The organism is Pollutimonas rozaliensis (assembly GCF_048751585.1).
Lineage (GTDB): Bacteria > Pseudomonadota > Gammaproteobacteria > Burkholderiales > Burkholderiaceae_B.
In genome coordinates, this window is the sequence record NZ_JAZHOB010000001.1 from 153,379 (window position 1) to 178,856 (window position 25,478).

General features: G+C 62.8%; 18 protein-coding genes. 8 read left to right on the top strand and 10 right to left on the bottom strand.

All coding sequences use genetic code 11. The features are described 5' to 3' along the window. Positions 1-135: 135 nt before the first annotated feature. Both V0R37_RS00655 and V0R37_RS00660 read right to left on the bottom strand, forming a co-directional pair. Positions 136-1,776 carry an isovaleryl-CoA dehydrogenase gene (locus V0R37_RS00655; protein WP_420372650.1) on the bottom strand — a complete coding sequence of 547 codons (1,641 nt, stop codon included), beginning with the start codon at positions 1,774-1,776 and terminating at the stop codon, positions 136-138. Between the two features lie 30 nt (positions 1,777-1,806). Continuing rightward, a complete protein-coding gene (locus V0R37_RS00660; protein WP_420372651.1) occupies positions 1,807-2,811 on the bottom strand; it encodes a magnesium and cobalt transport protein CorA in 1,005 nt (334 codons plus the stop codon). 139 nt (positions 2,812-2,950) lie between these two features. On the opposite strand from V0R37_RS00660, the gene V0R37_RS00665 reads away from it, so the two are divergent. Together V0R37_RS00665 and V0R37_RS00670 are read left to right on the top strand one after the other, a co-directional pair. After that, a complete protein-coding gene (locus V0R37_RS00665; RefSeq protein WP_420372652.1) occupies positions 2,951-4,105 on the top strand; it encodes an acyl-CoA dehydrogenase family protein in 1,155 nt (384 codons plus the stop codon). 24 nt (positions 4,106-4,129) lie between these two features. Next, positions 4,130-4,504, top strand: a complete 375-nt coding sequence (locus V0R37_RS00670; protein ID WP_420372653.1) for a DUF423 domain-containing protein — start codon at positions 4,130-4,132, stop codon at positions 4,502-4,504. Positions 4,505-4,600: 96 nt separating this feature from the next. Here the strand turns inward: V0R37_RS00670 and ligA are convergent, their stop codons facing one another. Genes ligA through smc form a run of 3 tightly spaced genes read right to left on the bottom strand, consistent with a single transcriptional unit; the run spans position 4,601 to position 11,284 of the window. Continuing rightward, positions 4,601-6,697 carry an NAD-dependent DNA ligase LigA gene (ligA, locus tag V0R37_RS00675; protein ID WP_420372654.1) on the bottom strand — a complete coding sequence of 699 codons (2,097 nt, stop codon included), beginning with the start codon at positions 6,695-6,697 and terminating at the stop codon, positions 4,601-4,603. Continuing rightward, complete coding sequence (locus tag V0R37_RS00680; protein ID WP_420372655.1) at positions 6,694-7,716, bottom strand: cell division protein ZipA C-terminal FtsZ-binding domain-containing protein; 1,023 nt, start codon at positions 7,714-7,716, stop codon at positions 6,694-6,696. Before V0R37_RS00680 ends, ligA begins: the two co-directional genes overlap by 4 nt. A 43-nt stretch (positions 7,717-7,759) precedes the next feature. After that, the gene (gene smc / locus V0R37_RS00685; RefSeq protein ID WP_420372656.1) at positions 7,760-11,284 is read right to left on the bottom strand and encodes a chromosome segregation protein SMC; all 3,525 of its coding nucleotides are present in this window, start codon (positions 11,282-11,284) and stop codon (positions 7,760-7,762) included. A 254-nt stretch (positions 11,285-11,538) separates the two neighbouring features. Between smc and lplT the strand changes: the two genes are divergently transcribed. Further along, complete coding sequence (lplT, locus tag V0R37_RS00690; RefSeq protein WP_420372657.1) at positions 11,539-12,849, top strand: lysophospholipid transporter LplT; 1,311 nt, start codon at positions 11,539-11,541, stop codon at positions 12,847-12,849. An 8-nt stretch (positions 12,850-12,857) separates the two neighbouring features. On the opposite strand, the gene V0R37_RS00695 is transcribed toward lplT, so the two are convergent. After that, the gene (locus tag V0R37_RS00695) at positions 12,858-13,766 is read right to left on the bottom strand and encodes a uracil-DNA glycosylase (RefSeq protein WP_420372658.1); all 909 of its coding nucleotides are present in this window, start codon (positions 13,764-13,766) and stop codon (positions 12,858-12,860) included. Continuing rightward, the gene (gene tsaB / locus V0R37_RS00700; RefSeq protein ID WP_420372659.1) at positions 13,763-15,025 is read right to left on the bottom strand and encodes a tRNA (adenosine(37)-N6)-threonylcarbamoyltransferase complex dimerization subunit type 1 TsaB; all 1,263 of its coding nucleotides are present in this window, start codon (positions 15,023-15,025) and stop codon (positions 13,763-13,765) included. Before tsaB ends, V0R37_RS00695 begins: the two co-directional genes overlap by 4 nt. Positions 15,026-15,396: 371 nt before the next feature. Here tsaB and ompR point away from each other — a divergent pair, with 371 nt between their 5' ends. The 4 genes from ompR (at position 15,397) to V0R37_RS00720 (ending at position 18,761) form a co-directional block, all read left to right on the top strand. Next, the gene (gene ompR / locus V0R37_RS00705) at positions 15,397-16,131 is read left to right on the top strand and encodes an osmolarity response regulator transcription factor OmpR (protein WP_264129559.1); all 735 of its coding nucleotides are present in this window, start codon (positions 15,397-15,399) and stop codon (positions 16,129-16,131) included. A 31-nt stretch (positions 16,132-16,162) separates the two neighbouring features. Then, on the top strand, positions 16,163-17,557 hold the full coding sequence (locus V0R37_RS00710; protein ID WP_420372660.1) for a sensor histidine kinase: 1,395 nt from the start codon (positions 16,163-16,165) through the stop codon (positions 17,555-17,557). Positions 17,558-17,624: 67 nt separating this feature from the next. After that, positions 17,625-18,173 carry a peroxiredoxin gene (locus V0R37_RS00715; protein ID WP_420372661.1) on the top strand — a complete coding sequence of 183 codons (549 nt, stop codon included), beginning with the start codon at positions 17,625-17,627 and terminating at the stop codon, positions 18,171-18,173. A gap of 69 nt (positions 18,174-18,242) precedes the next feature. Then, positions 18,243-18,761 carry a carboxymuconolactone decarboxylase family protein gene (locus V0R37_RS00720; RefSeq protein ID WP_420372662.1) on the top strand — a complete coding sequence of 173 codons (519 nt, stop codon included), beginning with the start codon at positions 18,243-18,245 and terminating at the stop codon, positions 18,759-18,761. Positions 18,762-18,768: 7 nt separating this feature from the next. On the opposite strand, the gene ispF is transcribed toward V0R37_RS00720, so the two are convergent. Together ispF and V0R37_RS00730 are read right to left on the bottom strand one after the other, a co-directional pair. Then, positions 18,769-19,251, bottom strand: coding sequence for a 2-C-methyl-D-erythritol 2,4-cyclodiphosphate synthase (gene ispF, locus V0R37_RS00725; RefSeq protein WP_420372663.1), 483 nt, complete (start codon positions 19,249-19,251; stop codon positions 18,769-18,771). A gap of 69 nt (positions 19,252-19,320) precedes the next feature. After that, positions 19,321-20,076, bottom strand: coding sequence for an IspD/TarI family cytidylyltransferase (locus V0R37_RS00730; protein WP_420372664.1), 756 nt, complete (start codon positions 20,074-20,076; stop codon positions 19,321-19,323). Positions 20,077-20,105: 29 nt separating this feature from the next. Between V0R37_RS00730 and mfd the strand changes: the two genes are divergently transcribed. Beyond that, a complete protein-coding gene (mfd, locus tag V0R37_RS00735; RefSeq protein ID WP_420372665.1) occupies positions 20,106-23,564 on the top strand; it encodes a transcription-repair coupling factor in 3,459 nt (1,152 codons plus the stop codon). 789 nt (positions 23,565-24,353) lie between these two features. Here mfd and serB read toward each other — a convergent pair. After that, on the bottom strand, positions 24,354-25,205 hold the full coding sequence (gene serB, locus V0R37_RS00740) for a phosphoserine phosphatase SerB (RefSeq protein ID WP_420372666.1): 852 nt from the start codon (positions 25,203-25,205) through the stop codon (positions 24,354-24,356). Positions 25,206-25,478 lie beyond the last annotated feature (273 nt).

A 25,478-nucleotide genomic window follows, 5' to 3' on the forward strand; every position in this document is an offset into this window, starting at 1 on the left:
CGCAGGCTGCAAGCCGGCCCGGCCCGGTCGATTATAGGGGCTGGAAGCGGTCTGTAATAGCGGGTTGACCCGGTATGCGGCTATCCCGCATGGCGAAAGGCGGATTGAACCCAGCCGCTGAATCACAGGCCCTGATCAAACCGGCCAGGCGCGCTCCAGCACGCTGTTCAGAGCCAGGGGCGAGGGGGCCGATCCGTAGACGCGCCCTCCGGGGCCCTCATAGCGGCTTTGCACAAAGGAATCGGCCACTCCCTGCGGCGCATGCCGGCGCAGCAGGCCGGCCTGGACCAGCAGCACCAGCTCCTGCGCGATATAACGAGCCGCCGCTTCCAGATCGGGGCCGCTCGCGGCCAACACGGACTGCAGATGCCGCAAGCGCTCCTTCAGAAGGGGCTCATCGGCGCTGTCCTGCTCCAGGGACGCGAACAGGGCCTGCGCAAGCTCGGGATGCCGCTTCAGCCCCCGCAGCACATCCAGGCACATGACGTTGCCCGACCCTTCCCATATGGAGTTGACCGGCGCCTCGCGATACAGCCTTGCCATGGGGCCATCCTCGATATAACCGTTGCCGCCCCATACCTCCATGCATTCAGCCGCCGCCTCTATCGCCCGCTTGCACACCCAGAATTTCGCCGCCGGGGTGAGGATGCGGCGATAGGCTTGATCCAGCATATCGCCGGGCGGATCGAAGGCGCGGGCAAGACGCAAGGCCAGGGCGGTGGCCGCCTCGCTTTCCAGAACCAGGTCCATCAACACGCTTTGCATGAGCGGCTGCCGTATCAGCGGGTGGCCGAAGGCAAGCCGATGGCGCGCATGATGCAAAGCCTGCACGACAGCTTGCCGGAGCAGCGCCGCGCTTCCCAATACGCAATCCAGCCGGGTATACGACGCCATCTCGACCAGGATGGAAATGCCGCGTCCCTCTTCGCCGACCATCACGCCCGTGGCGTCATGGAACTCGACCTCGACGCTGGCATTGGATGCATTGCCCAGCTTGTTCTTCAGCCGCTGGATATGCACCGGGTTCTTGCTGCCGTCGTCCAGCCAGCGGGGCACATAAAAACAGGAATGGGCTTCGCCGTGCCTGGCCAGCACCAGATGCGCATCGGACATGGGAGACGAGAAAAACCATTTGTGCCCGATCAGGCGATAGGGCTGCCCGCGTCCAGGCTGCCCCAAGGGCTCGGCCCGCGTGGTGATGCCGCGCAAATCGGAGCCGCCCTGCTTTTCGGTCATGCCCATGCCCACCATCATGGACGTCTTGCGCGACAGCGGCGCATCATGCTCGTCGTACCGCGGGGAATACAGGAGCGCGGAAACCGAATCGAACCAATCCTCCTTCTGCAGCAGGGGTATCGCCGCCGAGGTCATGGTGACGGGGCACAGCGACCCCGCCTCGACCTGCCCGTGCATAAGATAGGCCGCCGCCCGGGCCACCTGCGCGCCGGAGCCTGGCGAGGACCAGGCCCCGCTATGCATGCCCTGCAGAAAAGCCATGCGCACGAACTGGTGCCAGGCGCGATGGAAACGAACCTGGTCCACGCGATGGCCCTGCCGGTCATGCGTCTCCAGCTCGGGCTTGCAACGATTGGCATCGTGCGCCAGCGCAAAGCTTGTCTTCAGGCCCAGGCGCTCCCCGTAGTGCAGGAGCGATTCGCAATGCGCCTGGGCTCCCTCTCGGATGACGCCCTCTTGCAGCGCCGTGTCGCTGGCATACAGGTTGTAGTCGCCCAGATCGGGAACCTGGTTGGTCACTTCATGCGTAACCCAGCTCATGATGCACCTCGCTTGCCGCCTTCCGGCGGCCTATAGCCACTTGGACTTCTTGAATTTCCAGTACAGCACGCCGCATACGGCGAAGGTAAACCCCATGACCATGGGGTAGCCGTAGGTCCAGTTCAGTTCGGGCATGTGCGTAAAGTTCATGCCGTATACGCCGGCAACGGCGGTGGGGACCGCCAGTATCGCGGCCCATGCCGCCAGCTTGCGGGTGGTGTCGGTTTGCTGAGACTGGCCTATCATCAAGCTGGCTTCAAAGGCGAAGGCCAATGCCTCGCGCAGGCTGTTGATGAACTCGTTGGCGCGCAACACGCGGTCGGCCACTTCACCAAAATAACCCCGGCTATCGGCATCGATGTAGCGCATCTCCACCCGCGACAGCCGCCGGCATATTTCCGCCATGGGCGCAATGGCCGTATGGATGCGCAACAAGTCGCGGCGCTGCCGGTACAGCCGCCTGATGTCGCTTTCACGGAACCCGCGCAACAAAAACTGCTGCTCGATACCCTCCACCGCCACCTCGAGCTTGGAAAGCGCCCCCACATAGCGGTCAACGAGCAGATCCAGCAGGGCGGACGCCACATAATCGCTGCCCCGCCCAAGGAATTCGGGCGAGTTTTCCAGCAATTCCCGCAACTCGTGGTGGGTGGCCGTCGCACCGCGCCTTACGGTCAGTAAATATCCCTTGCCGATCAGGATCTGGGTGTCGCCGAAACTGGGCTTCAGGTTTTCGACCTCCACCGTAATGGCCACAATCAGCGTCAACTCCTCGTACTCGACGACCTTGGGCCGGCGATGCGCGGAGATGATCTCTTCCAGTGCCTTGCGCGAAAAACCCAGGCGGCCGCCGATTTGCTCCAGCAAGGCGGGCTCGGGATCCTTCAAGCCCACCCAGAGCAAACCGCCGGACGTATCCAGGCTTGCATCCACCCGGTCCAGCGGCACCTTTTCGGGCGCGCAGCCAGGGCGGTACAGTACGGAGGCAATGACCGCCTTGTCGACGGATTCAAGAATCGCGCTATCGCCAGCCATATGCTTTACTCCTGCTATCGAGCATGCCTGAACCCTTGTGTAAAACACCTGAAATCATCATAGCACCATGCCGACCGGGCTCGCCGCGGGCTGTTAAAGTACGGTTTTGACCATCTTTTACGCAGCGAAAGAGCCAGCCATGATCCGTGATCCCGAAACCCAAACCTTGCTGGAAGACAGCGTGCGCCGCTTCGTGCGGGAAGTGCTTGTGCCGCGCGAAGAAGAAGTCGCCGAAACCGACCTGATCCCGGCCGACATCGTCGCCCAAATGAAAGAGCTGGGTCTGTTCGGCCTGTCGCTGCCCGAAGAATACGGCGGCCTGGGCGTGACCATGGAAGAGGAAGTGCGCATCGCCTTCGAACTGGGCCAGACGTCTCCGGCATTCCGCTCCCTGATCGGCACCAATAACGGGATAGGCGCCATGGGCATTTACCTGGACGGCACGGATGCGCAGAAACAGGCCTATTTGCCGCGCCTGGCCAGCGGCGAATTGATAGGTTCCTTCGCCCTGACCGAACCCGAAGCGGGTTCGGACGCGGCCTCCCTGCGCACCGCAGCCGTGCGCGAGGGCGATTTCTATGTTCTGAACGGAACCAAGCGCTTTATCACCAACGCCCCTGAAGCCGGAATATTCACCGTGATGGCGCGCACCGACGCCAGCATCAAGGGCGCGGGCGGTATTTCGGCCTTCATTGTCGAGGCCGGCTCCCCCGGTTTGTCGCTGGGCAAGCCCGATAAAAAGATGGGGCAGAAAGGGGCGCACACCTGCGATGTGATATTCGAGAATTGCAAGGTCCCCGCCGCCAATTTGATCGGCAATCGCGAGGGCGTGGGCTTCAGGACGGCCATGAAGGTGCTGGACAAAGGCCGCCTGCATATTGCGGCCGTGGCCATCGGGGCCGCCAAGCGCATGCTGCGCGATGCCCTGGACTATGCCATGAACCGCAAGCAGTTCGGCAGCCCGATCAGCGATTTCCAACTGGTGCAAGGCATGCTGGCCGATTGCAAGACCGAGCTCTATGCCGCCGAATGCATGGTGATCGATGCCGCGCGCAAGCGCGACGATGGCTGCGATGTATCCATCGAAGCGTCTTGCGCAAAATATTTTTCGACGGAGATGTGCGGACGGGTGGCGGATCGCGCGGTGCAGATCCATGGCGGGGCCGGCTATGTCAGCGAATACGCGATCGAGCGTTTTTATCGCGATGTCCGCCTGTTCCGCCTGTACGAGGGCACATCGCAGATCCAGCAGATCATCATTGCGCGCGGACTGGCCAAGGGCGCAAGTATCTAAACACACACCGTCAAGGAAGGTTCAATGACTGATCGTCAACTTGTTATTGCGGGCGCCCTTATGCTGCTGATCGGCGTGGGCGCCGGAGCTTTCGGGGCGCATGGCCTGAAACGCCTGATTTCGCCCGATATGCTGGCGGTGTGGCAGACGGCGGTGCTGTATCAGCTTGTACATGGCCTGGGGATGCTGCTTATCGCTATCCTGTTCGCCCGTTTCAGCCCTTCGCTGCTGGGCCTGGCGGGCAGCGTGATGCTGTTGGGCATCCTGATTTTCAGCGGCAGCCTGTATGTGCTGGTGCTTACGGATGTCAAGTGGCTGGGGGCGATTACGCCGATAGGCGGGGCGGCTTTTTTGGCGGCGTGGGCGATGGTGGCGGTGGCGGCTTATCGGGCGGGATGATTTTCGTCAGCGGCGCGACTTTACCCTGGGTACCCATTGGTTTCTTGAGCGGCGCGGCCGGGGCTCCCATCGCTGCGGCTTGCCGAAACGCCGCTATTAGCTCACGCCCAGCAAAGCCTTCAACCCGGCCTCGTCCAGCACGGGCACACCCAGTTCCCGGGCCTTGGCCAGTTTGCTGCCCGCCTCTTCGCCCGCGACCACGTAGGCGGTTTTTTTTGATACCGAGCCGCTGACCTTGCCGCCGGCGGCAAGGATGTGGCGGGTGGCGTCGTCGCGGGTCCAGCTTGGCATGGTTCCTGTCAGGACCAGGGTCTTGCCGGCCAGGCGCTGGCCGCTACCCGTGGGCACGGCTTCGGGCACCGGATGCACGCCGGCTTCGGCCAGCGCGGCGACGATCTGGCGATTATGGGGCTCCGCAAAAAAACGGATGATGGAGCCGGATACCGCGGGGCCCACGTCATTGACCTGCAACAAGGCCGCCTCGTCCGCGTCCATGACGGCATCGACCGAGCCGAAATGCCGGGCCAGGTCGCGCGCAGTGGTTTCACCGACATGGCGGATTCCCAGCGCGTACAGCAGCCGGCCCAGCGGCGGCTTGCGCGCGGCATCCAGGGCGGCCACCAGGTTTTCAGCCGACTTTCGCCCCATGCGTTCGTAGGCGGCCAGTTCGTCCGCATCCAATGTGAACAAATCAGCCAGGGACTTGACCCGTCCGCTTTCCACCAGTTGGTCGACCAGCTTTTCACCCAGGCCCTCGATGTCCAGCGCCTTGCGTCCCGCGGCGTGGGTAAGGCTTTGCTTGCGCTGGGCGGCGCAAAACAGGCCGCCTGTACAGCGCGATATGGCTTCGCCTTCGGGACGCTCTATGGCCGAACCGCAAACCGGGCAGCTTGCCGGCATGACGAAAAGGCCCGCGCCCTCGGGCCGCAGTTCCGGAACCGGGCCGACCACCTCGGGTATGACATCGCCGGCGCGGCGCACGACGACGGTGTCGCCTATGCGCACGTCCTTGCGGCGGATTTCGTCTTCGTTGTGCAGGGTGGCGTTGGTGACCGTCACACCGCCCACGAATACGGGCTTGAGCCGCGCCACGGGGGTGATGGCGCCCGTGCGTCCCACCTGCACTTCGATACCCAGCAGCACGGTGGTTTCCTCCTGCGCGGGAAACTTGTGCGCGATGGCGTAGCGCGGCGCCCGGGCCACATAGCCCAGAACCTCCTGGGCCGCCAGCGAATTCACCTTGTAGACGACGCCGTCGATATCGAAGGGAAGTCCGCCGCGGCTGGAGCCGGTACGGGCATAGAACTCCAGCAGGCCGTCCGCGCCCGCGACGACGGAACGCGATGCGTTGACCGGTAGGCCCAGTTCCTGAAACCAGTCCAGCATGGCGGAATGGCTGGCGCGCGGCATGCCGGCATCGCCCGCCTCTTGCCGGAACAGTTCAGTCTGTCCATCGTGGACGATACGTATTTCGCCCCAGCCGTACGCAAAGAAGCGCAAGGGCCTTTGCGCCGTGATCCGGGGATCGAGCTGGCGCAAGCTGCCCGCCGCCGCATTGCGCGGGTTGACGAAGATCTTGTCGCCGCGCGCCTGCTGGGCTTCGTTCAGGCGTTCGAAATCGCGGCGGTTCATCAATACCTCGCCGCGCACTTCCAGCACCTGCGGGAAATCGCCCGCCAGCATCAGGGGCACGGAGCGCAGCGTGCGGATATTGCTGGTGATGTCCTCTCCTGTTTGCCCGTCGCCGCGCGTGGCCGCCTGTACCAGACGGCCCTGTTCGTAGCGCAGGCTGACAGCCAGGCCGTCGAACTTCAGTTCCGCCACATATTCGACCAGGCCGTCGGCGCCGGCCATGCCCGCGCCCGCCAAGGTATCGGACACCCGTTTGTCGAAAGCCAGCACGTCCTCGGCCTGGAAGGCATTACCCAGGGAACGCATGGGCACCGCGTGCCTGACGCTCTGGAACGCCGCCAAAGGCTGGGCGCCGACACGCTGCGTGGGCGACTCGGGAGTGATCAGATCGGGATGGGCCTGCTCCAGTTCCAGCAGTTCGGACATCAGCCTGTCATATTCGGCGTCCGAGACCACGGGCGCGTCCAGGACATAATAACGGCGATTGTGCTCGGCGATCTGCGCGCGCAGGGCCGCGAGCCTTTGCGCACCGTCTGTGCGCCCGTCGCTGCCATGGGTCACGAAAAGACCCTTACGGTGCGCTCGGCGCCGGCTTCAAAACCCGCCTGCGCCAGCCGGGTATACAGATCCAGCAATTGCTTGTCGATCGCGTCATCGGCGCCTTCGCGTACCGGGCGGCCCTGGTCGTCCAGCAATTCCGCCTTCAGGCGCTTGGCCAGATCGCGGCCCACGCTGGCCATGCGGCTGAAGGCCTGTTCGTCGGCCGGGCTGTTCGGCAGATCCAGCAGCAGGTCGACGCGATCGACGCCGGCCGACTGCACGTCCTGCGGGCGCGCGCCATCGAACAGGGCCGTAAAGCGAGGCGTGCCGGTGTCGGACATCCAGGCTAGCTGCCTGCCGTAAGGCAGGAAGCCGACCTCTTGAAGCACCCGTGTGATGTCCGCGACGGGCACCGTGCCGGGCAGTTGCAATATCAGGGCGACTTGGGCATCCAGGCTGGCACATTGCCCATCCAGCTCCTGGGCGCGCTGCATGACCTCATCCTGTTCGGGCGCCTCGATGGCGCCATCGAAACGCTCGGCCAGGTCTTGCGCCATGCCCCATAGCTGCGACCATTCGATGTCGGTAAGCGGTCCGCTGCGATTGGCCAGCAATACGGCAAGCTGCATGGATATGTAGTCTTCCGCGGGGCGCAGCCGGGCCCGATGCCCGCCTCCTTCGCGTTCCGCGAATATGCGCACCGGTTTGCTGCCCGCTTTGTGGAAGGAATGAATGGCCTTGAGCAACTGATCGGTGGAAACCGCCTGCGCAAAGCTGATGTCTATCACGACCTCGGTGGAGGGATCGACTTCGGCGGTATCATCGGCTGCCGTTTCCTCGGCCGCATCGATAGTCCCGAAAGCCGGCTCCCGGCGCCCCGCCGCCATGGGGCTGTTGCCCATCAAGGGATCGAGCTCGCGCTCAGGAAAGTGTTCCTGCATTTTTTGCCGTATGCGCCTGTCCTGCCACCAATTGAAGACAAGGACGATCAGGATCAGGAGTACGCCAAGGAGAATCAAACCGATTTGCAAGTCACTCATTGTCAGCCTCGCCGTATTGCCAAACGTTTATGCATGCGCACCATCAGACTTCGGCCATTTGCAGAGCGGAATCGATATCCACAGCAACAATGCGCGACACGCCTTGTTCCTGCATGGTAACGCCCACTAGCTGCCTGGCCATCTGCATGGCGATTTTATTGTGTGAAATGAACAGGAATTGCGTCTGCTCGCTCATGCTGTCGACCAGCTTCGCGTAGCGCTCGGTATTGGCGTCGTCCAGCGGGGCGTCGACTTCGTCCAGCAGGCAGAAAGGCGCCGGATTCAGCTTGAAAAGCGCAAACACCAGCGCCGTCGCCGTCAGTGCCTTCTCGCCGCCCGACAGCAGGTGTATGGTGCTGTTGCGCTTGCCGGGCGGCTGAGCCATGACCTGCACGCCGGCATCCAGGATTTCGTCGCCGGTGACGGCCAGCCTGGCTTCGCCGCCGCCGAACAGGCGCGGAAACAGCTCGCCGAAATGCCCGTTGACCGTGTCGAAGGTATCTTGCAGCAGCTCGCGCGTTTCGCGGTCGATCTTGCGTATGGCGTCCTCAAGGGTCTCGATGGCGGTGCTCAAGTCCTGATGCTGGGCATCCAGATAGCCTTTGCGCTCGCGCGCCGCGTTCAATTCATCGAGCGCGGCCAGGTTCACCGATCCCAGGCTTTCTATCGTGCGCGAAATCCTCTGCACTTCGGACTGCAGCCAATTCGGCCGGCGCCATTCCTCCGGCCGCTGCTCCAATAGTTCGCGCAGTTTCTGGCGATCGACCTGCTGGGTGTCCAGTTGTTCGGCGAATTGCTCGACCGCCAGGCGGGCGGCCTGCTCCTGCAGCTGCAGCTCCATGATGCGCGCGCGGCGAGGTTCGAGGGAACGTTCCTGCGTGACGCGCTCTTCGTCGGCGCTGCGCAGCATGGCAGCCAGATTGTCCAGTTCGATGCGTGCCAGGTTAAGCGCCTCTTCACGTTCGGCGCGCAGTTCCAGCGCATCCTGCAGGCCGGCCTGCGAGGCCGATGCATCCAGCTCGAACAGTTCGCCCTGCAGGCCTTCCAGCTCGGCGTTGGCGCGCTGCGCCTGATCGGCGGCCAGCTGGAGATTGCGTTTCAATTCGGCGATACGCGTTTGCAGGGCGCGCTCCGCGTACTCGGATTCATGCACCGCGCGCTCAAGATCGCGCAAGTGCTGGCGCGCCTTCTCGGCCTGCGCGTGCAGGTCCTCACCCGACATCTCGGCCTGGGAAAAATTTTCCTGGTGCTCGCCCAACTGGATGTCCAGCGCCTCGAACCTGGCTTCGGCCTCTTCCTTGCTGGCCAGCAGATCTTCGGCTTGCACGGCGATCTCGGCCAGATCCGAACGGATGCGGGCCGCGCGCTCGCCGGATTGTTCCGCCTGTTGCTTCAGGCGTGAATATTCCAGTTGTACATCATGCAGGCGCCGGGTCAGCTCGGCCACCCGCTGGCGCGCCGGCCCCTGCGACTGAGACACCTGCTGCCAGGCGCTTTCAGCGCCGGCAACCGCGGCCAAGGCCTGGTCGGCGATCAATTGGCGGGCTTTCAGGTCGCGACGCAGATTCTCGATTTCCTGCTGCCTGGCCAGCATGCCGGCCTGCTCCGAATCGGGCGCGTAAAAACGCACGCTGTGCCGGTCGACCAGATGGCCTTCCTTGACCACATACAAGCCGCCCTCGGGCAGTTCGTTGCGCATGGCCAGCGCCTTGCCCACATCGGCGCATACATACACCTGGGCCAGCCAGTCATTCAACAAGGTGCGCAGATCGGGGTCGCTGATGCGCAGCAGGCTGGCCAGGGACGTCATGCCCTGAACAGGCGGCGCGGCGGCAGCGGCCACCGGCAACTGATAGAAAGCCAGGCGGGCAGGCGGCGCATCGCCGACGAAGGCGCTGGCATGCTCCAATTGACGCAGTTCCAGGCCGGTCATGCGCTCGCGCAATACCGCCTCAAGCGCCGTTTCCCAGCCCGTTTCGATATGCAGCTTTTGCCATAGGCGGCCCAGGCTGGTCAGCTCGTGATGCGCCAGCCAAGGCTCCAGCGCCCCCTGCTTCTGCACATCTTCCTGCAGTTTTCCCAGTGCCGCCAGGCGCGCATCGAGCCGGGCCAGCGCCTGCGCCTCTTCATGCGCCGCGCCCTGGGCATTGCGGCGTTGTTCGTCCAATTCGGGCAGGCGGTCCTCCAGCTCCATGAGCTGGGCTTGCGCCTCGTGCAGTTGCTCCTGCATGGCCGCGCTATCGCCGGCCAGACGCTCGATATTGGCCGGATCGGGCGCATTCAGGTCGCGCAACTCCTGTTCCAGCCGTTCCTTGCGCAGTTCCAGGGTCTGCAACTGGCGATCGGCATCGCGCTGAGCCTGCGCCACCAGCGCAAGATCCTGCTCTACCCGCGCCAGCACGCTGCGCATTTCGTCGCGCGATGCCGCTGCGGACCGAAGCTGGGTTTCAATGCTGGGCAGCTTGGCCTGCGCATCGTCGGCCTGGACCCGGGCTTCCTCGGTGCGCGCGGCGGCCGCTTCAAGGTCGGACTCGGCCTGAGCGATCTGTTCGATGCAATGGGCTTGCTGATCGGCCCATTCCTGAAGCTGCTCCTGCAACTGGCCGCGGCGTGCCTGGACACGATTGCGTGAATCGACGACATGCCGGATTTCGGCTTCCAGCCTGCTGACCTGGGCCCCCGCTTCAAAAAGCAGGCCCTGCGCGGCATGCACCGCATCGCCGGCGGCGTAATGCGCCTGGCGGCGCGATTCAAGCGCGGACTCGCCCGCCCGCAGGCCGGCTGTGGCAGCTTCCAGTTCGGTTTGGGCCTGCTCTATCGCCAGGAATTTGGCCTGCTGCTCTTCCCGGGCGTTGCTTTCCTTTAGCAGCCACAAGGCATGCTGTTTCTGTTCGCCGTCTTCCTGCAAGGCCCGGTATTGCTGCGCCACCTCGGCCTGCCCTTCCAGCTTTTCAAGCTGGCTGGTGAGTTCGCGCAAGATGTCCTCGACCCGCGTCAGGTTCTCGCGCGTGTCGCTCAGGCGATTCTCGGTTTCGCGGCGTCTTTCCTTATAGCGGGAAACACCGGCCGCTTCTTCCAGGAACACGCGCAATTCCTCGGGGCGGGCCTCGATCAGGCGATTGATCATGCCCTGGCCGATAATGGCGTAGCCGCGCGATCCCAGGCCGGTGCCCAGAAAAATGTCGTGGATATCGCGCCGGCGCACCTGCTGGTTATTGACCAGGTAGCTGCTGGTGCCGTCGCGGGTCAATACCCGCCTGACGGCGATTTCGGAATAGGTGCTCCACTGCCCCGCCGCCCTGCCTTCGGAATTATCGAAAACCAGTTCGACGGATGCGCGAGCGGCGGGCTTGCGATTGCCCGAGCCATTGAAAATGACGTCCTGCATGGACTCGCCGCGCAATTCGGAAGCCTTGGTTTCACCCAGGACCCATCGCACCGCATCGATAATATTCGACTTCCCGCAGCCGTTGGGCCCCACCACGCCAACCAATTGGCTGGGCGTGGGGATAACCGTCGGTTCGACGAAAGACTTGAAACCGGCTAGTTTTATCTGAGTCAGACGCACAATAAGCGAACAATTAAAAGAAGACAGCAGACTCCGTATTTCATACGGGACGGTGATGAAAACAACAGGCTGGCAGGGTCGGCGACCGCCTTGCGCGACCGGCTCGTATGATAACGCACCGTGCGGCGGCTTCCATACCCTAAAAGAAAACTACGCTATTATTTTCTGTTTGCGCCGTCGGCGGACGCTATACTCGTTAACATTTTTTTGCTATTTGTTTGCATGGCTAACCCCTAACAGCTACGAGATTCCCATTGAAAAAAGGCTTTTATCTGGTCATGATAGCCCAGGCGCTCTCGTCCGTGGCAGACAATGCATTACTGATCGCCGCCATAGCGCTGATAGCCGATTTGCATGGGCCGGACTGGATGGCGCCCATGATGAAATGGTGGTTTGCCCTGGCCTATGTCGTGCTGGCGGCCTTCGTGGGAGCCTTTGCCGACTCCTTCCCCAAAGGCCGGGTCATGTTCATTACCAACGCCATCAAGGTATGCGGCTGTTTGCTGATGTTCAGCTACGGCTGCTTCGGTCTGGAGAACAACCATCAGCTGCTGCTGGTATTTTGCGCCTATACGCTGGTGGGCATAGGAGCGGCAGCCTATTCGCCGGCCAAATATGGCATCGTCACCGAAATGCTTCCGCCGGAATTGCTGGTCAAGGGCAATAGCTGGATAGAAGGTTTGACCGTGCTTTCCATCATCGTGGGAACCGTTCTGGGCGGCGTGCTGATCAATCCCGCGGTCTCGGACGCGGTGCTATCGCATTCCTGGCTGCCCGGCTTCGTGCAGACCCGCACCGAAGGCGCCATACTCATCATCGGGATAGTCTACCTGCTGGCCGCCGCGACCAATCTCCTGATACCGCTGACCAATGTGCGCTATCCCAAGCAGCAGACCAATCCGTTCAAGCTGCTTTGCGCATTCAACGGCTATGTACGGATACTGTGGCATGACAAGCTGGGCCAGATATCGCTGGCGGTCACCACGCTGTTCTGGGGCGCGGGCGCCACACTGCAATTCATCGTCATCGAATGGGGCGCCCGGCATCTGGGCTACCGCCTGGACCAGGCCTCGGTGCTGATGGGCGTGGCGGCGCTGGGTACCGTGGCCGGCTCCATACTGGCGGGCCGGGTGCCGCTGAAACGCGCCCTGATGGTATTGCCGGTGGGCGTGATCATGGGTTTTGCCGTCATGCTCATGCCCATCGTGCATGAACAATGGGCCGTATATGGCGTTTTGCTGCTGATAGGCGGCTTGTCGGGCTTCTTCGTCGTGCCCATGAACGCCCTGCTGCAACACCGTGGTCACGTGCTGCTGTCGGCGGGCCATTCCATCGCCGTGCAGAATTTCAACGAGCAGTTGAATATCCTGCTGATGCTGGCCATCTACAGCTTGATGCTGTGGCTGAATCTTCCCATCAACGCCATCATCATCATCTTCGGCCTGCTGGTTTCCGCATTGATGCTGGTATTCATGTACTGGAACCGCTTGAATCACCGGGCTAATCCGGGCCTGGAAAACACCATAGGCCAGCATGGGCACGGACAGGCCCTGCGCCAGCACTGACCCGATGTCTATCCAGCCGTTTGCGCCGCTTCGCTCGCCTCGATAACGATGGAGCGCGCAAGATTCAGATCGCGCCACGCATCGGCCTTGTGCTGAGGGCGCATCAGCAGCGAGGCCGGATGATGCGTCGCCACCAGCGGAATCTCTTGTCCGGTTTCGCTGCGCACACGGTGCACCTGTCCGCGCACGGCGTCCAGGTCGGCCTCCGAACCCAGCAGGGCCTGTGCCGCCAGCCGTCCCAGGGTCAAGATCCGTCGCGGCTTCAGCAGCGCAATCTGCCGTTCCAGATAAGGCCGGCAAGCGGCGATCTCTTCGGGCCTGGGCGTGCGATTGCCCAAAGGCCTGCACTTGATCAGATTGGTGAAGAACACCGGAGAATCGGGCCGCAGCCCAATGGACGCCAGCATCGCTCCCAACAGTGCACCTGCCTTGCCCTGGAAGGGCAGGCCCGCGCGGTCATCGAAATCGCCGGGCGCCTCGCCGACGATCATCCACTCCGGCGAACTGGCCGCGCCGGACCCGAATACGGTCTGGCTGCGTCCGGCATGCAGCTCGCAGGCGCGGCACTCGGCGATATGCGCCTTCAACGCCTCCCAGTCGGCGGGCACCGGCTCCGCCGCCGCGGCCGGAGCGCTTGCCTCGCTTGCGCGGACCGGGACCCGGCCGGCCAGCGCGTCGCCCGCTCTGACCATGGGAGCGGCGGATTTCGCCTTGGCCGGTGCTGCCGCTTCGGTACGCATCGGTAGTGAAACCATGCCGGCCGGCGCCCGGGCCGTTTTATCCGGGACGCCTCCCGCGGCGGAGCCGCTCGCGAAAGGCTCGGAATCGGCCGCATAGCGGGCCAGCATGTGTTTGTCCAGGCCGATTTCCTGCAGCCAGGCCACTTGCAGGGTGCTGAGGGCGGGTGCCGTACTCATGGGTTTTCTCCCGCCTGAGCGGCGGCAAGCGCCTTTTGCATCACGCAAGCATCTTCCCGACGGCCCTGAGCGGCGGGATAGTAGTCCTTGCGCATGGCCAGCAGTTCAAAGCCCTTTTTTTTATAGAACGCCAACGCCTTTTCGTTCGAAGGCCGGACTTCCAGAACCATAGCCGGCAGGCCGCGCAAGCGGGCCTCGTTTTCACAGCGCTGCAGCAACAGTGTTCCAATGCCTTGCCTCTGGCCATCCGGCGCCACGGCGATGACCAGCACATGCGCCACATCGGGCGCAAACATGACCATGCAGAATCCCACCGTGCGGCCCGCCTGCCTGGCCACCCAGGCGCCGTAGCCGGCGTGCAGGCCGTCCGCGAAATTGCCCCTGGACCATGGAAATGACTGCACCTGCTGCTCTATGGCGGCAACCTCATCCAGGTGCTCGACCCGCATGGTTTCAAGGAAGGCCTGGATTTCCGGCGCCCTGGGATTCCCGCCCGCTCCGTTCAGGCGCTCCAGCGTGGTGTAGGCGACTTTGTCGCGCACATACAGGGGAGCCGCCAGGTCGGGCGCGATCGCCTGCCCGGCATGCCAGGCTTGCAAGGCCAGGCGGGCTACGGCCGGACCATCAGGGCGCAGCGGCTCGCCGATCTCCAGCCATGCTTCCCCGGCCAGATCCCGGCTCAGTTGCGGGTACGCCAGCAAGGCATCGCCCAGCACCCGTATGACGGGACCGTCCTGTTGCGGCAAACGCAAATCCATGGCGGCATGCTCCAGCCAGCGGCCCACTTGGCCAGCGCCCAATAGGATGGGCGCCTGCACGGGCTCCCATCCAGGCTCTTGCCCGCCTTCAACCACCCGATAGGCCGCCAGGTACACCTCGTCCATGCGAGCGTCTTGCACAAGAACATGTAACAATCCTGGCCGCACAGGCGCGGGATCCCGCGCCGCAACCGCCAACAAGGAAGGCACCGGAATCACCGGTATGCCCAGGGCGAAAGCCATGCCTTGGGCCACCCCGCAAGCCACCCGCAAGCCGGTGAAGCCGCCCGGTCCCTGCCCGAATGCCACCGCCGATAGCTGGCCACGGCCTATGCCTTGCTGCGCCAGCAGCCGGTCGACCATGGGCAGCAGGCGTTCGGCGTGCTCCGCGGTGGCGTCATGCTCCAGGGCGTGGACGCGCACAGCCTCGTCCGCCTGCGTCAGCAGCGCCACGCCGCAGAGGCTGGACGACGTTTCCAAAGCAAGAATAGATACAGTCATGAAGCCATTTTAAACGCAGCCCGGCGGAATTTCCGTTTGCCGGGGACATAAGGCATTCGGCGGGCAGACCAGCGACTTCTCATCGTTTAAAATTAGTACCGCTCTGCAGGCGTAAAGGCTAAAATGTCTTGTCTTAGCTTACGATTCCAATAAAAAAACAGGAGACGGCTATACACACTTCGCAGCAGATCGACACGGCGTGCCCGTCCAGCCCTACAAATCAAGCCAAAAATGCGCATGCGCGGGCTCGATATCGCCCGGATAGCATGGGCAGGACCTGAAATGTAATGCATGTTCTACCAGACGCTTAATATGTAATATCTTGCTACGTCCCCTATACGGGTTAACTCTACCCTGTTACATTTTCCCCCATGAACACACAAAACCAATCCTTATCTCGCAAAATTCTTATCGTCGATGACGATCCACGTTTACGCGATTTGCTCCGCCGCTATCTATCGGAACAAGGTTTTAATGTATTTGTCGCCGAAGACGCCAAAGAAATGGGCAAATTGTGGCAGCGCGAGCACTTCGATCTGCTGGTCCTCGACCTGATGCTTCCGGGCGAAGACGGGCTATCCATTTGCCGCCGCCTGCGTGGCGGACATGACAACACTCCGATCATCATCCTGACGGCGAAAGCGGAAGAAATCGACCGCATCGTAGGCCTGGAAATGGGCGCGGACGACTACTTGTCCAAACCGTTCAATCCGCGCGAGCTGCTCGCCCGCGTCAACGCCATCCTGCGCCGCCGCGGAACCGAAGAGCATCCGGGCGCGCCCAGCCAGGAAAACGAATCCATCGAGTTCGGCCCCTACGTCCTGAACCTGTCCACGCGCACTCTGACGCGCAACAACGAACAGGTGCCGATCACCACGGGTGAATTCTCGGTGCTGAAGGTTTTTGCGCGCCATCCCAAGATTCCCTTGTCCCGGGACAAGCTGATGGAACTTGCCCGGGGCCGCGAATACGAGGCCTTCGACCGCAGCCTGGATGTTCAAATTTCCCGGCTGCGCAAGCTGGTCGAGCCCAACCCCTCCAAGCCGGTATTCATTCAAACTGTCTGGGGCCTGGGCTACGTTTTCGTACCCGATGGCGGCCATTGAGCTCTTGCGGGCGTGATGCAGCGCCACCGTCATGCCGCCCTCGCAAAAGCCAAGAGCTAAACCCCCGTCGCGCTTCCGCCTAGGCCTGTTCAGCCGCTCCTTCCTGCTTCTGGCCGGATTGATGCTGGTGAGCCTGGGCGCCTGGCTGCAGGTTTTCTTCAGCATGGAGGAAGGCCCGCGCGCCACACAGATGGCCCAGCGCGTGACCACGGCGGTCAGCATTACGCGTTCCGCGCTGGTGTATGCGCCCACCAGCGTGCGTCCCGCGCTGCTCCTGGATCTGGCCACCAAGGAAAGCCTGCGGGTGCAGCCGCGCGAAGCGGCCGACGTGCTCGAGCCGCTGCCGAACTCCAACTACTGGAATCACGTCGCCGCTGAAATCAAGGATCGCCTGGGGCCCGACACGCATGTCATGTGGACGGTGAACCAGGCACCCGGCATCTGGGTCAGCTTTGAAATCAACAATGATCAGTACTGGCTGGTTTTCGATCGCGAGCAACTGGGGCTGACCGCCGGCGTCGAATGGTTCGGCTGGGGAGCCACGGCGCTGCTGCTGGCCCTGGTGGGCGCGGCGATCAGCGTCCGCTTCGTCAACCGGCCCCTGGCCCAATTGGCCAAAGTCGCGCAGCAGCTGGCGCGCGGCGAAACCCCCTCGCCGCTGCCGGAAAAGGGGCCGGCTGAAATCCGCGACATGAACATCGCATTCAACCGCATGGCGCGCGATCTGCGCCAGACCGAGGCCGACCGCGAGATCATGCTGGCGGGCATCTCGCACGATCTGCGCACACCCTTGGCACGCATGCGCCTGGAAATCGAAATGAGCAACGTCACCGACGAGGCGCGCCAGGCCATCGACGAGGATCTGGGCCAGATCGACCACAGCATCGGCCAGCTCATGGAGTACGCCCGGCCCGCCGGCATCGTGCCCGAACAGGGCATAGACGTATCGTCGGTGCTGCGCGACCTGTTCGAACGCGAACGCACACATACCGAATCCCTGGGCGGCGTGCTGACCGCCGACATCGAACCCAACCTGTATGCCAAGATCAGCGCGCACGACCTGAAACGCATCGTCGGCAACCTGATCGAAAACGCCCGCCGCTACGGCCGCACGCCTTCCGATGGACGCGCTTATATCGAACTGTCGGGAAAGCAGCAAGGCAATATCCTGGCCATCGAAGTGCGGGACCGCGGCACGGGAATTGCCCCCACCGACGTGCAAAGGCTGCTGCGGCCTTTTTCGCGGGGGGAATCCGCGCGCACCGGCGTCAGCGGAGCGGGCTTGGGGCTGGCCATTGTCGAGCGCCTGCTGGGCCAGGTGGGCGGACAGCTGGAACTGATTTCCCACCCTCCCGGGGGTCTGGTTGCGCGCATCGAAATACCCAAGGTCCGCATCCGTAATTACCAGGCCGATACCCAGGCCTGATAGCGTAGAATTTAACGGTAAGGGCGCATGCGCCCGGCACGTGTTTACACCAGACTTAGGAGCTCAGATGAAAACAGTAGGCGATAAACTCGAACCCTTCAAGGTCGCCGGCGTCAAGCCCGGCTTCAATCAACCCGAAGAAAACGGTGTCTCGGCCTTCGAAGACATCACCGAAAGCTCGTTTCCCGGAAAATGGAAAGTCATTTATTTCTACCCCAAGGATTTCACCTTCGTATGCCCGACCGAAATCGTGGGCTTCAATAACCTAGTGCAGGATTTCGAAGACCGCGACGCGGTGCTCATGGGCGGGTCGGTCGACAACGAGTTCGTCAAGCTGGCCTGGCGGCGCGAACATTCCGACCTGAACAAGCTGGGGCATTATCAGTTCGGCGATACCACCGGCGCCTTGATCGATCAGTTGGGCATACGCGAGAAAACCGAAGGCGTGGCCCTGCGCGCCACTTTCATCGTTGACCCGGACAACGTCATTCAGCACGCCTCGGTCAACAATCTGAACGTGGGCCGAAATCCCGAAGAAATCCTGCGCCTGCTCGACGGCCTGCAAACCGACGAGCTTTGCCCTTGCAATCGCTCGCTGGGCGGCGATACGCTGTAAAAGACAGCACCGCCCTTTATGCAGCCCGGTTCACCGGGCTTTATCGGCACAAATCAATAGGCGGGAACTATGGAATTTCTTGCATCCATCAAGGCAATGATTCCTGATTGGGCCAAAGACATACGCCTGAATCTGGACGGCGCCATTGCGCGCTCCTCGCTCAAGCCCGAAGACGCGGTCGGTGCGGCGCTGGCCGCCGCCTATGCGGCGCGCAGCCTTGTGCTGATCGACGCCTTCAAAAGCGGCCTGTCGCCCGAAGACGTGAACGGCGTGCTGACCGCCGCCGCCCTCATGGGCATGAACAACACGTATTATCCCTATGTGGAGATGTCGGGCGACGAGCAATTGAAGACCTTGCCGGCCCAATTGCGCATGAACGCCTACGCCAATCACGGCGGCGTCGACCAGAAGCGTTTCGAACTCTTCGCGCTCAGCGCATCCATTGTGGGCAAATGCCATTTTTGCGTCGGCTCGCACTATCAGAACCTGAAAAAGGCGGGCTATACGTCCGAGCAGTTGCGCGATGTGGGCCGCATCGCTTCGGTGGTCAACGCGGCCGCGCTGACCTTGGTCGCCCAGGGCAAATAGCCGGCCGCTATTTTGCCAGCAGCGCAACGACCGTTGCTGCAATGCCCTCCCGGCGTCCCAGATAGCCCAGGCCCTCGTTGGTTTTCGCCTTGATATTGATGTCCGCCGGCAAAATCCCCAGGTCGGCCGCTATGTTGGCGGCCATGGCGGCGGCATGCGGGCCGATCTTCGGCGCCTGCGCATGCACGGTGGCATCCACATTCACCACCCGCCAGCCGGCGTCCGCCACTTTCCGTACGGCGGCCCGCAACAGCACGCGGCTGTCCGCGCCCTTGTAGGCCGGGTCGGTGTCTGGAAAATGCCGGCCGATGTCGCCCAGGCCAGCGGCGCCCAATAGGGCGTCGGTCACGGCATGCAACAGCACATCGGCATCGGAATGGCCCAACAGGCCATGCGTATGCGGTATTGCCACGCCGCCGATAATCAGCGGCCGGCCTTCCACCAGCGCATGCACATCAAAACCCTGTCCCACTCGAAATGGAAAACTCATTGCTGCTCCTTAAAACTTTGCCCGCCGCCTCTGCCTGATCGCGTATGGCCCGCGGCCTTTCACGGCGACCTATAGCCATTTTTCCATCAGGCCGAAATCCTCCGGCCAGGTCACCTTGAAATTCCGTGCCGACCCAGGCACCAGGCAAGGCGAGTGGCCCGCCAGCTCCATGGCTGAAGCCTCGTCGGTAAGCGCGGCGCTGGATGCGCCCGCGAGTTGCAGAGCGTCCTGCAGGCCGCCGGCGGGAAACATCTGCGGCGTCTGGGCCAGCCACAGGCCCTGGCGGGGCACCGATCGATCCACCCGGGCGGGCGCCTCATGCTGATCCACATTGCCGTCATCCGGCGCGTGCCCGCCGCTCACGTCCGCCCTATCCGCCAGCTTCACCGTATCGGCAACCGGCTGCGCCAATAGTCCGCCGGCCTGTAAGCGCAGGCAGCAATCGATCAGCCTCTTGAGCGCCTGCGCCGGCAAGCCCGGGCGGGCCGCATCGTGCACCAGCACCCAATCATCCCGATCCAGCGCGGCATCCCGCAGGGCCGCCAGCACGGTTTCCGCCCGCGACGGGCCGCCGCAAGGGCGCCATACCGTGCGTGGCAGCCCCGCCAGCGCGGACTCGACCCATGCATCGTCCGCCGCCACCGCCACCCTGACCTGCGCGATGCGTTCATCGGCCAGCATGGCGCGGACCGCCCAGCGCAGCATGGGCTCGCCCTTGAGCAAGCGATATTGTTTGGGCGCGGCTCCGCCGCCGGAAAGTCCAGGCTCCCGGGCGCGCGCGCCGATGCCGGCGGCGGGAATGATTGCAATCAGTTTCGTATGCATAAGAAAGGCATTTTATAATGATGCGCTACATGGCTACAGAAACAACCCCTCCCCCCCTTCTTCCCTCTATCCAGCATATCCTGGCGGCACTGAAGCCGGGGCATCGGCACGTCCAGCCCTTGCCCCCGGGCTCCGGCGATGCGTGGCTGCTGGCCGACCTTGCGCGGGCATCGCGGCAGACCATCGTCGTGCTGTGCGCCGACCCGCTGACCGCGCAGCGCCTGGCCGAAGAGGTCTTGCTGTTCGCGCCCGACCTGCGCGTACGGCAGTTGCCCGACTGGGAAACCCTGCCCTACGACAGCTTCTCCCCGCATCAGGATCTGATTTCGGAGCGCCTGCGCACCCTGCACGCCTTGATGCAGGAAAGCGTCGACATCCTGACCGTGCCGGTGACCACGGCGCTTTACCGGCTTGCTCCGCCGGAGTTCCTGGCCGCCTATACCTTTTCATTCCGGCAGGGCGAGCAGCTGGACGAGGAAGGCTTGCGCCGCCAACTGACGCTGGCCAACTACACCCACGTCACCCAGGTGACCGCGCCGGGCGAGTTCAGCATTCGCGGCGGCCTGATCGATCTCTTCCCCATGGGTTCCATCCTGCCGTACAGGCTGGACCTTTTCGACAATGAGATCGAATCCATACGCAGCTTCGATATCGATACCCAGCGCAGCCTGTATCCGGTCAGGGAGGTGCAGTTATTGCCCGGCCGCGAATTCCCCATGGACGAAACGGCGCGCAATCAGTTCCGCGCGCGCTTCCGCGAAGTCTTCGAGGGGGATCCCACCCGCGCCTTGCCCTACAAGGACATCGGCAATGGCATCGCCTTCGCGGGGGTCGAATACTACCTGCCGCTGTTTTTCGAACAAACGGCCACGCTCTTCGACTATCTGCCGGAGCAGTCGTTCACCGTGACGCTTGGCGATGTCAACCAGGCCGTGCAGCGCTTCGCCCAGGATACGCACAGCCGCTATCAGTTTCTAAAAAGCGACCGCGAGCGGCCCGTCTTGCCGCCCGAGCAGCTTTTCCTGGACGAGGAAGCCCTGTTCGTCCGCCTGAAAGCGTTCGCGCGCCTGGTGCTGGACGCGGCCGAGCCTCATCCGGATTTCCGCCCAGCGCCCAACGTGGCGGTGGCTCGGCGGGCCCAGGATCCCGTCGCCAACCTGCGCGGCCTGCTCGGTCGGGCCCAGGGCCGCGTCGTACTGTGCTCCGACTCGGCGGGGCGTCGGGAAACCCTGCTGCAGATGCTGGCCGAGTTCGGCATTGAGCCCGAGTCAGGCACCGAAACGCTGCAGGATTTCCTGGAATCGGAAAGCCGGTTCGCCCTGGCCGTCGCCCCGCTGTCCAGCGGTTTCAGTGTCGCGGCTCAAAACCTGACCCTGTTGACCGAAAACGACCTGTATCCCAGCCAGGCCAGGCCCACCCGGCGCGGGCGGCGCGCACAGGAAGCGGGCAGCGATGTCGAAGCCATGGTGCGCGACCTGTCGGAGCTGCGCGAGGGCGATCCGGTGGTGCATGCCCAGCATGGCATAGGCCGCTACTGCGGCCTGATCGAAATGGATCTGGGCGAAGGGGTGATGGAATTCCTGCACCTGGAATATGCCAATGGCAGCACCTTGTATGTGCCCGTGGCCCAATTGCATGTCATAGCCCGCTACAGCGGCGCCGACCCCGAGCATGCCCCCCTGCACCAGTTGGGCTCGGGACAATGGGACAAGGCGCGGCGCAAAGCGGCCAAGCAGGTGCGCGACGCCGCCGCCGAGCTCCTGGCCCTGTACGCCCAGCGCGCGGCGCGCGAAGGCTATCGCTACAAGCTATCGGCCAGCGACTACCAGGCTTTCGCCGAGGGCTTCGGTTTCGAAGAAACCGCCGATCAGGCCGCCGCCATTGAAGCCGTTATCGGCGACATGACTTCGGGCCGGCCCATGGACAGGCTGGTGTGCGGCGACGTGGGCTTCGGCAAGACCGAAGTCGCGTTGCGCGCCGCCTTCCTTGCGGTCATGAACGGCAAGCAGGTTGCCCTGCTGTGCCCCACCACCTTGCTGGCTGAACAGCACGCCCAGACTTTTTCCGATCGATTCGCCGACTGGCCGGTCAAGGTTGCCGAACTATCGCGCTTCCGATCTGGCAAGGAAGTCGCCGCCGCCGTCGAAGGGCTGAATGAAGGCCGGGTGGATATCGTGATCGGCACGCATAAAATTCTTTCCAAGGATGTGAAGTTCAAGGACCTGGGCCTGGTCATCATCGACGAGGAACACCGCTTCGGCGTTCGCCAGAAAGAGGCCCTGAAGACCCTGCGCGCCGAAGTGGATGTGCTGACGCTGACCGCCACTCCCATACCGCGCACCCTGGGCATGTCGCTGGAAGGCATACGCGATTTCTCGGTGATCGCCACGGCGCCCCAAAGGCGCCTGGCCATCAAGACCTTTGTGCGGCGCGAAGACGGCAGCTCCATACGCGAAGCGCTGCTGCGCGAGCTCAAGCGCGGCGGCCAGGTGTATTTCCTGCATAACGAAGTGGACACCATCCAGAACCGGCGCGCCCGCCTGGAAGAACTGGTGCCGGAAGCGCGTATCGCCGTCGCCCACGGCCAGATGCCGGAGCGCGAACTTGAGGAAGTCATGAAGGGCTTCTATCAGCAGCGCTACAACGTCCTGCTTTGCACCACCATCATCGAAACCGGCATCGACGTGCCCACGGCAAATACCATAGTGATACATCGCGCCGACCGCCTGGGCCTGGCGCAACTGCACCAGTTGCGCGGCCGCGTCGGACGATCGCACCACCAGGCCTATGCCTACTTGCTGACGCCGGGCGAGGACGCCATGACCTCCAATGCCAAGAAGCGGCTGGAAGCCATCCAGGCCATGGAAGAGCTGGGCGCGGGATTTTTCCTGGCCATGCACGACCTGGAAATCCGCGGCACGGGCGAGGTCCTGGGCGAATCGCAGTCCGGCAATATTCATGAGATCGGCTTTTCAATGTATTCCGACATGCTGAACGCCGCGGTGCGCGCCCTGAAGTCGGGCGAAGAACCGGATCTGGATTCGCCCTTCTCGGCGCTATGCGAAGTCAACCTGCACGCCTCGGCCCTGCTGCCTTCGGATTATTGCCCCGATGTCCACGCGCGCCTGGGACTGTACAAAAAACTGTCCCACGCCCGGCATGAGGACGACTTGATTCACATCCAGGAAGAGTTGATCGATCGATACGGAAAATTGCCCGAAGCCGCGCAGACGCTGCTGGCCACGCACCGCCTGCGGCTCGCCGCCGAACCGTTGGGCATCATCAAGATCGACGCCAGCGATACGCAGGCCCTGATTCAATTTTCGGCCAAGCCCAATATCGACCCCTTGCGCATTATCGAACTGGTGCAAAAACGCCGGGACGTCAGGCTGGCCGGCCAGGACAAGCTGAAAATCGAAATCAAGCAGGGCCAGCAGGTTCAGGCCCGCATCGATGCGGTGCGTGGCGTGCTCAGGGCACTGGTCTGATTCCCTTTTCATATCAAACGTGTATTTTGTCGACTTAGCCGCCCTTGCAAGAGCAGGTTCTCGCGCTTCGCCTTCGCGTTCACGCTTGATCGATTTAGCGCATTTTCGGTTCAGGTGCTTACGTGCTTGTTGGTTCTGCCGGGGCGATATTCAGTGGTGATTCAATGTCCGTGTGGGGTGTTCTCTGATGGGCGCTTGCGCGCGGGCGATGCCGCTGCGGGCTGCGAATTCTGGTGCAAGATCCGAGCAAGGTATGCTCTGACGCGTGCCGGGTGGCAGGGGCGGTTTGGGTGCTTGGCCTTTTTATGCGGCGCTCTGTGCTGCTGGAATGGCTCTTGCGCCGTCCCGGCCTCGCGCGCCTGCCGCGCGAGGCCGGGACATTCCGAGCTTGACGGATGGTCCATCGTCAACGGTGCTCATCGCCCCAGCGGTGTCCATCGCCAACTGTGTCCGTCGCTAAGGGGGTTCATCGCCAACTATGCTGTCAAGGCGCAGCCGGTGGGCCGGGGATGGGCGACGTTTGAGCAAGCCGCCGCAGCCGCTTTGCGGCGGGGGCGCAAGAGGGCGCGCATGTCTGAGCCGGCCATCAGCCCACAGGCGGCTGATGGCCGGCGAGTTCGCGCCCGACCCCCGGCGCAAAGCGGCGGCAAGGGGACCCCGAAGGGGTGAAGCGATCCGAGCACAGCCCCGGCCCACCGGCTGCGCCGATTTCATAAGCTGGAGCAGAGCCACACGCTTACAAGCCATAAAGCGGTAAGCACCTGAACCGAAAATGCGCCAAAAACGGAATTAGTAACTTAGACGGAACCAATTCAGGATGCCGTCCAGCGGGCTGACATTCAAGGCGTAGTTGGCTTGCTGGCGCACCACCGGCTTGGCGCGATAGGCCACCGAAAAATGGGCCAGGCCCATCATCTTCAGATCGTTGGCGCCATCGCCCACGGCAATGATCTGCTGCGCTGTGGCGCCCAGCCGACCTGCCAGCGCCTGAAGGTGATCCGCTTTCCCCTGGGCATCAACGATAGTGCCCAGCACCTTGCCAGTCAGCTTGCCGTCGGCCACCTCCAGCACGTTGGCATGGCAGTCGTCCAGGCCCAGCCTTTCCTTGAGCCTCTCGGTAAAGAAGGTGAATCCGCCCGATACCAGCAGGGTTTTCAGGCCGTTTTTCCTGGCGGTTGAAATCAGCTTTTCGGCCCCCGGATTGAGGCGCAGGCGCTCTTCGTAAACCTGTTCCAAAGCGGTGGCGGGCACGCCTTCCAGCAAGGCGACGCGACGCAGCAGGCTTTCGGAGAAATCCTTGATTTCGCCGCGCATGGCGGCTTCGGTGATGGCCGCAACCTGCGCCTTGCGACCGACCATATCGGCGATTTCGTCTATGCATTCGATATTGACCAAAGTGGAATCCATGTCCATGGCCAGTATCCGGCAATCGCGCAAGCGCGTTATTTGCTCGAAAAACGCGAAATCCATGCCGAATTCCTCGCAACACGCCATCACCTCGGAGCGCGTGCCGGCGTCCACATCCAGCAAGCGCACGGCGGTGCTGCCCAGTTCCTGCACGCCGCCGGCGCTGGCCATGGCGGCGATTTTTTCGATATTGGGCGTCGCGAGATTGGGAGCCTGAAGAATTAGGTGAGTCATAAGCCTGTTCAAGAAGAAGGTGCGCCAGCAGGAAACTTGGCGAAATCAAGATACGGCGGCCATTTTACAAGGAACGCCCGGAACGGCCGCAAGAAGGAGCTCCAAATGGCGGGCCGGGCCACAGGCGCTATGATGGCAAGCGCGCCACCTGAAATTTCTTGCATCGTTTTCCGGGCCGACGTTACTCTTGGAATCCTTCTTGCCGTTTCCCTGGTGGTAATCTGCCTTCTTTCCAAAATGAAATCGATGCCACTGTCAGAACTCCCGGCCGCA